7 protein-coding genes are annotated in these 11,817 nt (G+C 40.8%); all 7 read right to left on the bottom strand.

Features of this window, described 5'->3' with window-relative positions; genetic code table 11:
- Nucleotides 1-191 precede the first annotated feature (191 nt).
- The 7 genes from CWC18_RS04415 to nhaC all read right to left on the bottom strand — a co-directional run bounded on the left by CWC18_RS04415 (nt 192) and on the right by nhaC (nt 11,670).
- Nucleotides 192-2,522, bottom strand: coding sequence for an efflux RND transporter permease subunit (locus CWC18_RS04415; protein ID WP_138591977.1), 2,331 nt, complete (start codon nt 2,520-2,522; stop codon nt 192-194).
- Nucleotides 2,522-3,517: a YCF48-related protein gene (locus CWC18_RS04410; RefSeq protein ID WP_138591976.1), complete on the bottom strand. Its 996-nt coding sequence runs from the start codon at nt 3,515-3,517 to the stop codon at nt 2,522-2,524. The genes CWC18_RS04415 and CWC18_RS04410 overlap by 1 nt, the downstream gene beginning before the upstream one ends.
- A gap of 97 nt (nt 3,518-3,614) precedes the next feature.
- On the bottom strand, nt 3,615-4,982 hold the full coding sequence (locus tag CWC18_RS04405; RefSeq protein WP_138591975.1) for a DUF1329 domain-containing protein: 1,368 nt from the start codon (nt 4,980-4,982) through the stop codon (nt 3,615-3,617).
- A gap of 11 nt (nt 4,983-4,993) precedes the next feature.
- Nucleotides 4,994-7,111, bottom strand: a complete 2,118-nt coding sequence (locus tag CWC18_RS04400) for a DUF1302 domain-containing protein (protein WP_138674798.1) — start codon at nt 7,109-7,111, stop codon at nt 4,994-4,996.
- Between the two features lie 238 nt (nt 7,112-7,349).
- The gene (locus CWC18_RS04395; protein WP_010363942.1) at nt 7,350-7,571 is read right to left on the bottom strand and encodes a DUF2835 family protein; all 222 of its coding nucleotides are present in this window, start codon (nt 7,569-7,571) and stop codon (nt 7,350-7,352) included.
- Between the two features lie 3 nt (nt 7,572-7,574).
- A complete protein-coding gene (gene pepN / locus CWC18_RS04390; RefSeq protein ID WP_171041038.1) occupies nt 7,575-10,175 on the bottom strand; it encodes an aminopeptidase N in 2,601 nt (866 codons plus the stop codon).
- 40 nt (nt 10,176-10,215) lie between these two features.
- The gene (gene nhaC / locus CWC18_RS04385; protein ID WP_138591971.1) at nt 10,216-11,670 is read right to left on the bottom strand and encodes a Na+/H+ antiporter NhaC; all 1,455 of its coding nucleotides are present in this window, start codon (nt 11,668-11,670) and stop codon (nt 10,216-10,218) included.
- Nucleotides 11,671-11,817: the final 147 nt, after the last annotated feature.

Genomic DNA, 11,817 nt, shown 5'->3' with positions numbered 1-11,817 from the left:
TAATCTATACCACCTTTGAACGGTAGATTATTTGTACAGCCATTTATTAGCGTGGAGTCAAATGAATTTTAACCTTTCTGACGCTAATAAACAGCTTTTTCGATGAAAACATTTGAGCCTTTTCAGCTATTTGCTCATCTATTCACAAAATATAGATATAAATGGCCAATCATGGCCATTTTGAAGCACAATTATTCACAGTTTTTTTTCTGGTCGGTCCACAATAGTGTCCCAATAGCCGGTAATAACAGTACTGCACCCAGCATATTAACTAAAAACATAAAGGTTAATAATATGCCCATATCAACTTGAAACTTCAGCGCGGAGAATATCCAGGTACTCACACCAATTGCTAGTGTAATTCCTGTGAATAAAACTGCACTGCCTCGCTCAGCTAATGCGTTTCGATACGCTGCCGTTAATGGCACACCTTGCTTTAATTGACCCATCATCGACGACAATATATAAATACCATAATCAACGCCGATACCCACCCCCAGAGCAATAACCGGAAGTGTAGACACAGTCAGTCCAATCTCCAGTTTAACCATCAGTGCCTGTGCTAATGTCGACACGATATAAAGTGGTAATACCACAGCAATAGTGGCTTTAACGCTTCTAAAACTGACCAAACATAAAATAATGACCGCACCATAAACATAAATCATCATAGGTAACTGAGCCGCAGAAACCGACTCATTGGTCGCAGCCATGACACCGATTGGCCCTGATGCCAGCTTAAAAGCAACCTTATCTGTGCCCTCTTCCTGAGCAAACAACTTTATGTTTGAGATTACATGATCAATTGTCTCTGCTCTATGGTCTTGCATGAAGATGATCACTGGCATCACAGAGCAGTCACCGTTTAATAAACCGGTGCTGGTCTCAACGCGAGATGTAGCTTGCACCAAAGACGCGCTATTTCTAGGCAGTGTCTGCCACTTTAAATTACCTTCGTTGTAACCTGTATTCACTGCTTGTGCCACAGAAGACAGTGATACCGCTGATTGAACGCCAGCTAAGTTCTCTACCCGCCACTGAAAACGACTAATACGCTCCATGGTGTCATATTCAGTACACGCTGCAGGATAAGCCTCTACTATAACCTTTAAAATATCTGACGAAATGGCATACCGATCAGAAATTAAAAATGTATCTTGGTTATATTGTGCGTCTTGATGAAGCGCAGGTGCACCAGCATGTAAATCTCCAATACGCATACTCTGAGATTGCCAATAGCCAAACGCAAATAAAATAGCTGACACAAACAATATAACTCGTGCCCACTTTTTATCTGTCGCCTTTACTAAACATTCTCGCACTAGGGTAAATGCGTTATTAGACAGACTACTATCATCATCTACCCGCTTTATTTTGCTTGAATCGAAGTACGAAGCCAAAATGGGGAGTAACACCAAATTAGTAAATATAATAACCGCAACACCTAAGCTCGCGGTAATAGCTAATTCGCGAATAATACCTATATCAATGGCTAACAAAGTCAAAAAACCGACTGTATCCGAAAGCAATGCGATCCCTCCAGGGATCAACAAAGCCTTAAAACTTGCTTGAGCAGCTACCTTACTTGAAACGCCCTCAGCAACCTTTTTACCAATTGCATTTATCATCTGTACACCATGACTCACGCCAATTGCGAACACCAGAAATGGCACAAGAATAGACATAGGGTCAAGGCCAAACCCCAATGCAGACAGCAACCCTAGCTGCCACACAACAGCAATAAATGAGCAGGCTATTGGTAACAGGGTTAAATTAAAGCTCTTACAGAACAACCAAACCATGATGAAAGTAAAAGCGATGGCTAATGCAAAAAATAACACCACCCCTTTTGCGCCATCAGCAATATCACCTGCCATTTTTGCAAAGCCAATGATATGTATAGATACAGACTCAGTGCTCAGTGGCTTTCTGATCTCAGCTTCTAGCTTTTCGGCAAACGCCAATGTATCTAACTTTTGTTGCGTTTGCGGATCAATTTCCATTAATTGAGCCGACACCATTGCGCAGCTATAATCACTGGCAATCATTCTGCCCACGACATTCGCTTTTTCAATATTTTGCTTTACGGTCGCTAAACCCTGCTCTGTTGGCGAGAAATTGGCAGGAATTATAGGCCCCCCCGCAAAGCCATCTTCTACAACCTCGACAAAGCGTGCACTTGGTGAAAATATAGAATTCACTAGTGGTCGATTAACACCTGAGATAAAATAAAGCTGATCATGCACCGCTTTAAGCTGGGCGAAAAAATCAGCATTAAAAATATCGCCACTTTTATCACAGACAGAAAGTAAAATACTATTAGCACCACCAAACTGTTTTTCATGTTTTAAATACAGCTGCATATATTCATGCTGTAGTGGAATATTTTTGTTAAATGAAGCATCAAGTTGAATTTGAGTTGCTTTGTAGCCAAGCGCAGCCGTAAGTAAGCTAAACAATACAACCACTACTAATCTATGTCGAAAGACCATATATTCAAGTTTGTTTAATATAGCTTGCATTACTGCCCTACCTCCCAAGCTACTAATCCTTTCTCTGTTGCCATGAATAACTTATCATTAAGCTTTACCGCAGCCATTACAGAGTAGCTACTCTCAAGTTGCGATTGCGTTACTTGAGTACCATATTTGAAAATAAAACCACTATTGGCTAACAAGTAAGCATTTTTTCCTACATGCACAATAGAATTAATCGTCGCTGTTGTGTCAATCTTTAATGATTGGAAATCGAGCGTATCAATATCAGCTACAAAGGCGTTCCCTCTTAATCCTGCAACAATAAGCTGGTCACCTGCATGCTGAGCAACCGTAAAAAATGACCCTGGGTAAAACTTCTCTAGCCTCTGCCATGATTTACCATTATCCTCGCTGAACGCAACAAGCCCCATTTCACCAACTAAAACCTGCTTGCCTTCTAACAGTAAGAGTCGATTAAAATGTGGCAGGATAAACTGGGTTTCTTCTTCGTAAGCGGCAATATCTTCTTCTTTTAATTGCGTCAAATATTTTTTGTCATCTGGGTGTAAAAATTCATTAATAAACTTTTTTTGCCAGGTTTTACCACCATCATGTGTGCTATAAAACATGCCATATGCACCAATGGCAAAGCCATTCTTTGCGTCTTTAAATTCGATGTCTAAGCACGGCTTACCCAAATCAGGATCGTACTGTTGAACTTCCCAGTTTCGTCCGTCATTGTCACTAAATAAAATAGTGCCATCATGGCCACATGCCCACGACAATTTTGCACTTAATGAGGTAACTGCCGTCAACAATACTTGCACTGGCACACTTGATTGCTGCCATGCTTTACCGTCCGAACTTGTTACAATCGCGCCATGTTTGCCTACAGCAATTAAACTAGACCCATTGTATGTAATATCAGTAAATAAGGTTTTATCAGGAGATTGTACTTGAAGTGCGGCCTGTGGCACGGCATAACTATTTGCAGAAATTACAAACAGCATAAATATACTAGCAATGGTTTTTTTAATCATGCTGACTACTCAAAATGCTATATGAACGGCGAGAGTTCGCCTAGATATGAAATGCCAATAGCCCAATGGCTATTGGCAAAATGGAAGTAACGCTATATTAACGCTTACCTTCGCGACGTAATGCGCTTTGTGTAAACTCATTATCTTGGAACGACTTGCTGAAGTCATACATTTTCTCTTCATTATCTAGCCCTATTGCTAGGTAACGACGAGAATTAAGATCATGATACACATCTAATGTGCTCCAATGTGTAGGTACGTCGTAGTAGTTTAAACCATGTGCCATAGCAACTCGGTACATTTGATCTCGGTTGTCATAAAGATCAGCAACATGAATTTGCCAGCTGTCCTCATCGATGTAGAAGACTCGCTTTTTATAAATATGACGCGTCCCATCTTTTAAGTCGGCTTCAACCACCCATACACGGTGCTTTTCATAACGTACGTGTTCAGGATTAACATGACCGGCCATAAGAATGTTTTCATACTTTAGCTTATCACTATGCAACTTATAACTATTATATGGAATGTACAGTTCTTGCTTACCTTTCAATGTCCAATTATAACGGTTTGGGGAACCATTAAACATATCAAAATCATCAGTCGTGCGTAGGCTATCTGATGCTGTTCCTGGTGCATCATAAGCAACGTTTGGCGCGCGGCGAACTCGACGCTGGCCTGTGTTATAGGTCCAAGCTTGACGTGGTGTCAAAATTTGGTCCATCGTTTCATGTACAAGTAAAGCCGTGCCTGCCAATCTAGCCGGTTGTGTTACTTTTTGCTTGAACTTAAATAATACATTAGATTCTCTAAGCTCACCTGGTGTTGCGCTTGGATCAGAGTATTTAACCAATAACTTTTCATCAAATCCAATAACGTTATAAGAACCAGACTCTGTTGGCATCGCCTGCCCACCAAAACGTGCGATAGACAAGCCACGATATCTTAATAAGTGATTCCAGATTGCTTCAAGTCCATTTTTTGGCACCGGAAACGGGATCCCAATAGCAGTATTTTTAATACCGTTACCACCTTCAATCAGCTCAGCGGTAGATGCATACTTTTTAGTTGCGTCATAAACAAATTGCGGATAAGCAGCCGTTCGACGTGTTTCATACACATTCATTTTAAACGTGTCAGGGTAAGTCTCGAAAAGCGAAACCTGACCCGGGCTCAGTGATGACTTGTACTTATCTAAATTTGACTTATCAATCGTAAATAAAACTTTGTCATCTGCAAACGGATCAGGATGATGCATTCCTGGCTTATAGTTCGCTGGGGGTGTCGTTATCCCACCAGACCAAGCTGGGATAGAGCCATCAGCATTCCCTGCTTTTTGCGCACCAATTGGTGTCAGATCTGTGCCTAAACGTGCTACTTCTTCTGCCGACATTTTTGCCATCGCACTTGGTGCTGAAAGCATTGCTATTATTGTAGCGGCGATAAATGTAGGTTTTCTAAACATACTGAAAGCCCTTAAATTGAATACTTAATATTGAAAGATACAAAATCACGGTCTGCAAATGTGTTGGTTGCGCCACCACCCCAGAACGTGTTGTAACCAAAATCGAATGACCATGCATTTTGATAGTTGAAGTTCATAGTCACACCCAGTGACTTACGATCTTCTACAAACAAAAACATTGGATCAGGAGTAATACCATTTACATCATGCGAGAAAACAATTCTTGGAGAGAAGTTAACCCCTGCAAATAAATTGTTGTAATCGCCCTTTGCTATCAGGCGGTAGCCCCATGCTGAAGCTGACGGGAAAGGGTTTACTTCTGGACCATTAGACACCGCTTGATGAATAAGATCATAGCTGCGCCCTGTTAAACCTTCAATCGTGCCACTTCTGCCTGTACCCGCTACATTCAAACGCAATTCATCGTAACTCGGCATATCTTTAATTGTCACACCACCGACTTCACCAATAACTGCCCAGCTGTCCGCCCCCAGAGTTGGGCCAAATAAATGGGTTGCTGTAAACTGAAGTTGCATTGTATCTTTCAAGACATAACCCTGAGCAATTTCACCTGGATTCACATAACTCACCGCATCGCCTTGGCTGAGCTGAGAAAAACCCGCAAAGTCGTCACGGCGCCCAGCATAAGCTAACTGCTCTACCATACCAGCATACAATAACTCTACGTCATCTATTTGAAGAGGCTCATCTTGGCGATAAGTAAACTCGCCAGCAAATGCTGTTTCTCCAATTGCAGTATTAAAACTAAGACCGTAAAGCTTAATATCTTCAGGGTACGCAATCTGACCCTGAGTAAACGCTTTTAGATTGGTAATGTTGTCTTCTGTAATGGTATTTTGCGAAATATATTGCAGATCAGCGCCAATTGCAGCGTTTGTAAAATCAGATGCTTTACCTGATATCAATGGACGGCGACTGTGGTAGTTAATGTAATAAAGTGCAAATTCAGTGTCATTTAGTTCAGGGGAGTAAATGCCTAAACGTAGACCATACTGACCAGAGTCTTTGGGTTCTACTTTCCCTGCATCCCCTTTGCCTTTTAACGCAACTTTTGTAGGATATTGCAAGTACATATTACCCAGTAAAGACTGCGCTGACGCGCTGTTTAATACACTAGGGTCTGACGTATCTAAACCTTGCGCAGCAAGTGCTCCTAACCAGTTAGCCTGTAAATTATTTAATGAATCACTTAAGTGCATTAAATCAATATCAGGGTTTGAAGTGAAGCCTAATTGTATATTCTGGCTATAACCATTTTCAGAAGCGAAGTCATTGGTAGAGAAATAGCTACCAGAAGCCGGTAAGCGTGTCTCATGCCACTGGTACTGATAAAAGCCTTCTAAGGTTATATTTTCAGTTATCCCTAACGAAGCCCAAAGCATACCGACAGGGATAAGCGCCTCTTTAACTTCTGAACCAGGCGCCTTTAGACGGTCAATATCAACAGGATTAACATTTATACCATGAGAAATCAGAGTACTTTCACCCCAATTCACTACTTGTTGCCCTAATCTAACCGATAGTGGATTATTACCACCGTTAAGATCAAAGTCAGCCCACACAAATGCATCTAACAAACGAATGTCAGAACACACTTGCTTTTTGGTATTGTCATCCGCGCATGGATCAACTTTCCCGCCTGACACCGGATTACGATATGCGAAATCACCATCTTCCATTGCAAAATCGTAAAAGTACATAAAACGAGAAAAGAAACCGTAATTATCTTTGGTAATACCAAAGTCATGGGTCCCTTTTATCAACTGCGAAAAGGTATCGCCTGAATCGAAGTTCAAGTTCCCCGCATCACCATTGTTTGAATAGGCACCTGAATTTGCCCATACCTCGGCAGATGAATAAACAGTATTCCCTGTCAATGCATTGTAACCGTCCCAGTCAAACCTTGGATGATTACTTTTACCAATATACTGGAAGTCTCGATCCTCAACACGGATACTTTGGCCGTATGAAAAAGTTGAGTCGAAAGTAATCTCAAAGTCACCAACCTCAAAATTTGCAGCGAGCAAAGGTGAGCTGCCTAGCGTTAACGCCGCAGCACTAAGACCGAGCATTATTTTGTTTTTAACAAAGAGCGATCTTTTTATCATTATTTCTCCCCCTTAAAGCGGGTTTTTATAATCAAGTTATTGTTTTTTGTTGTCGTAACGATAGAAGCGATTGGATCAAATTACAAATAGAACGCGTTCAATCGGTGCTTTTTTAACGTTTTAGGCTCTATATTACTCATGGTAAGACGTCCTACCAGATAATTTATAACACGTAATTTAAGTTTATAACAAACTCATTTAACAAAAATACAATATTAGTCATAAGAAAACGTCATCACTAAGCTATTTTTTCAAGCGAAATGAATGCACTTTGTTCATCTAAACAGAGCCGAAAGCGTCCACGGATCCCTATCGACGATACAAATTTTCTTACATGGATAACCGGAAAGCGAATTCGCTTTCCGCCGTCTTCTACTACCTGAACAAATTTAATGCTGCCATTATAAAAATCCAAGCACTGTTCATAGTCTAAATACATGCTAAAAAAGTACTCTTGCATAACTCAGCTCAGCGCTTTCTCCACTTTTTCATAGAGATCGTCGCTCAAATTCGGTAAGTCTGCCAAACGCTGTAATTGCACCTTCATAGCTTCTTGACGCCTGCTATCAAATTTACGCCATGACATAAATGGTGTAATCATTCGGGACGCATTTTGTGGGTTTATGGCGTTGAGTTCGATTAATAAATCACCTAGTAGTTGATAGCCAGCTCCATCTTCACGGTGAAACTGAGCAGGATTATTTCGAGCAAAACTACCGATCAAAGCGCGAACTCGATTAGGGTTTGATTTGTCAAAGCACGGGTGTTCATAAAGTTTATAGATTGTGTCAATAGCATTATCGTTATCAGCCATTGCCTGTAAAGAGAACCACTTATCCATTACTAACAGATCATGACGCCATGCAGCATCAAACTTATCCATTAGTGTACTGGCACAATCAAGCTGCGCTGACGTACCAGCTTTAAGTGCACCTAATTTCAATGTCATGTTCTCACTGTCACTTTGTGCACAGATCCAGTTCTGTATTTCTGTGTCACTGACCAATGCGAGATAATATAAACATATATTCTTCATCGCGCGTGCAGCTACACCGTCATGTGATAACTGCCCGTGTTCTTTAGATGCACAGAATGCAACTTTAAGCTCATCAACTAAATGATTTGCAATATCTTGTTTAAAATTATAAGTAACTGTCACAAGCGCATCGACAGGAACTACTTCAAACATGGCAGCTAACGCATCAAAGTTTGGTAAAGTCAAAAGTTCAGCCAGTAAAGCAACATCACCTTTGCGCTGGTTCAGAAGCTCTTGAAGCGTGTTAATGAGTGTAGACTGAAGGCTGTATGTATTACCTATATTAAGTTGCTCTACAGCTGTGCGAACTTCTAACGAAAAAGCCTGTTGCATTGCTTCCCAACGTGCATAGTCGCTGCTTGCGTATTTAACAATATGTAGTAGCTGTTCGAGATGATAATCATAATTAACAATACACGGGGCTGAGAAGTCCTCTAACAAAACAGGTACCGGCTTTGACTCAACATTTTCAAATACAAATTGATGCGTATCAGTCGTTAGACTTAAAGTTTTAGCAACTTCACAGCCATCAAAAATGAGTGGAATTACCTCCCCAGCGTCGTCTAATAGTTCAATTGCGAACGGAATATGAAGCGGATCAGATACAGAGTCATTTTGTGCATGGTGTTGACTCACATTGACTGAGAATGTTTTCGCGTGATCATCATAATCCGTTGTCACGTTTAGTGTAGGTGTACCAATCTGTTCATACCATAATTTAAACTGGTATAACTCAACACCAGTTGCATCTTGCATTGCGCTGACGAAATCATCACATGTCACAGCCTGACCATCATGCCTGTCAAAATATAGTTTCATCCCTTTTTGAAACCCCTGCTCACCAAGTAAACTATGCATCATTCTAATGACTTCAGCGCCTTTGTTGTACACAGTCACTGTATAGAAATTATTCATCTCTATTACTTTTTGCGGCCTAATTGGATGTGCCATTGGGCCTGCATCCTCTGCAAATTGATGTGCTCTCATTGCCATCACTGCATCAATACGGTTTAGCCCCCTAGAGCCAAGATCACTACTAAACTCTTGATCACGGAATACCGTGAGACCTTCCTTTAGCGATAATTGAAACCAATCTCGACAGGTTACCCGGTTACCAGTCCAATTATGGAAATACTCATGACCTACAATAGACTCAATGGTGTGATAATCTCTATCTGTTGCAGTTTGTTGATTCGCTAATACACATGCACTGTTAAAGACATTTAACCCTTTATTTTCCATCGCACCCATATTAAAAAAATCAACCGCGACGATCATATAAATATCTAAATCGTACTCGAGATCAAATCGACTTTCGTCCCATGCCATCGCGCGTTTAAGCGACTCCATAGCATGAAGTGCTTTATTAAGATTGCCTTTATCAACAAATAATGCCAGTTCAACTGAACGACCAGAACAGGTAATGAACTCATCTTTTAAGACATCAAAATCACCTGCAACCAAGGCAAACAAATAACTGGGTTTTTTAAATGGATCTTGCCACTTGGCAAAATGACGGCCATCTTCAGTCGTTCCCTCCTTCACTTTATTACCGTTAGATAATAAATAAGGAATTGACTTATCCCCAACAATGGTGACATCGTACGTCGTTAATACATCGGGTCTATCTAAAAAATACGTTATCTTTCGAAAACCTTCAGCTTCACATTGCGTACAGTATGCGCCAGCAGACTGATATAAGCCCTCTAACGAGGTGTTCGTACTTGGCGAAATCTCAGTATGGATCTCTAAATCAAACGCATTTGGTAACGCCTTTAGCACTAAAAGCGTGGCTGATTGTTCAAAATCAGTATACGCAACGCCGTTAACCAATAACTTTACTAATTTTAGTTCAACGCCATTAAGGCTTAACTCTGTTTCACCGCTTTGAGCAATATAATGGGCCTTTGAGATAACAGATGTGGCTGTTGGCTTTAAATCAAATGATAAATCCAAATGAGAGATCTGGTGTGAGGGAGGTTGATAATCTCTCAGATATTTTGCTTGTGGCTTTTCTTGCATATTCATTTCCTTTAAAACGCCCCAACGTAAATTGGGGCGTAACGAATTAAGCTTGATCTAAATTTTTAGGCTTGATCCTCAGTATTTTGACACCTAAATAGGCATAAATCACGGCTAATAGCGGGTTAATTAAATTAAAGAACGCATACATCGCATAGTCAAACGGGTTAATTAACAAAACACTTTGCATATATGCACCACAGGTATTCCAAGGGATTAACGGACTGGTGATAGTCCCCCCATCTTCAAGTGTTCTTGATAGATTTACACTGCGTAATCCACGTTTTTTATATTCATCTTTAAACATGCGCCCTGGCACTACAATAGCAATATATTGATCCGCCGCGACCACATTGGTCCCAATACATGTTGCTATCGTTGAGGCAATCAATGACCCAGTACTTTTGGCTATCTTTAAAATACTACGGACAAATATCTCTAATAATCCCGTTTTTTCCATAATGGCGCCAAACATCAAAGCTGTCATGATCAACCAAGTTGTTGTCAGCATGCTCGCCATGCCACCGCCACTGAGCAGATCATCCATTTTACCGTCACCCGTTGAGATGTTAAACCCTTCATAGAAAGTGGCCCATACGAGTTTAAAGTAACCTATTAGCTCTCCATGAGAAGCATCAATTTGGCTTTGTAATAGCTCGCCCTGAAAGAGAATAGCCCATATAGCCCCTACAACAGCACCAATTGATATTGCTGGGAATGCGGGCATTTTCTTAAAGGCTAGCACAAGGAGCACTAGCAGCGGTACAAGCATTAATAAATTAATATTAAAGTGACCTTGCAAGATCCCTACAATTTCGTCTATGCGCCCTACGTCAGCACTTACATCAGCATTAAATCCCATAAAAATAAAAATGCTCAATGCGATGACAAAGCTCGGAACCGTTGTCCATAGCATATGATGTATATGCTCAAATAAATCAGCACCTGCAACAGCAGGCGCTAAGTTCGTTGTTTCAGATAATGGACTCAGTTTATCACCAAAATAAGCCCCTGAAATTACCGCACCGGCTGTCACTACTTGGTCTAGCCCCAAACCGGTGGCCACGCCGAGTAATGCAACACCAATGGTGGCGGCTGTGGTCCAGGAGCTACCAATACTCATTGCAACGATGCCACAAATTAAACAGCTCGCTGCATAAAACCAACTAGGGTTGATGATTTGTAAACCATAATAAATTAATGTCGGCACGGTGCCTGATAATAGCCAAGTACCAATTAATGCACCGACCATCAATAAAATTAAAATAGCACCAAGGGAAATCGTGATCCCTTTGATCATGGCCTCTTCAAGTGTTTTCCATGTATATCCATTCTTTAGACCCACTAATGCTGCGGTAAATGTTGCGAACAGCAACGCTATTTGGTTGGGGCCAGAAGATGAATTATCGCCATATAGATATACCGCAGCTCCTAATAAGCTGACAAGAACCACTATTGGCGTTAATGCATCCAATAATGATGGTACTTTTTGTTGTTTCAAATTGAGCACTCCTCTGCATAGCTAATGCTAATGCTTATTCTTATTTTTTCTAGTCTCTAGACGAGACCCTTGTTGCCATATTTGCAGGTCGCAAATTAATTGTCAGCATAATAACAAATTCACTGTTAAATACGTAACAAAAAAGGC

Source organism: Pseudoalteromonas aurantia, from assembly GCF_005886875.1.
In the GTDB taxonomy this organism is placed as follows: Bacteria; Pseudomonadota; Gammaproteobacteria; order Enterobacterales; family Alteromonadaceae; genus Pseudoalteromonas; species Pseudoalteromonas aurantia_A.
This window is presented reverse-complemented; position numbering and strand designations above follow the sequence as displayed.

Excerpts from the sequence above, each read along its gene's own strand:
- CWC18_RS04415 (WP_138591977.1), bottom strand. The coding sequence starts at position 2,522 with ATGCAAGCTATATTAAACAAACTTGAATATATGGTCTTTCGACATAGA.
- CWC18_RS04410 (WP_138591976.1), bottom strand. The coding sequence starts at position 3,517 with ATGATTAAAAAAACCATTGCTAGTATATTTATGCTGTTTGTAATTTCT.
- CWC18_RS04405 (WP_138591975.1), bottom strand. The coding sequence starts at position 4,982 with ATGTTTAGAAAACCTACATTTATCGCCGCTACAATAATAGCAATGCTT.
- CWC18_RS04400 (WP_138674798.1), bottom strand. The coding sequence starts at position 7,111 with ATGATAAAAAGATCGCTCTTTGTTAAAAACAAAATAATGCTCGGTCTT.
- CWC18_RS04395 (WP_010363942.1), bottom strand. The coding sequence starts at position 7,571 with ATGCAAGAGTACTTTTTTAGCATGTATTTAGACTATGAACAGTGCTTG.
- pepN (WP_171041038.1), bottom strand. The coding sequence starts at position 10,175 with ATGAATATGCAAGAAAAGCCACAAGCAAAATATCTGAGAGATTATCAA.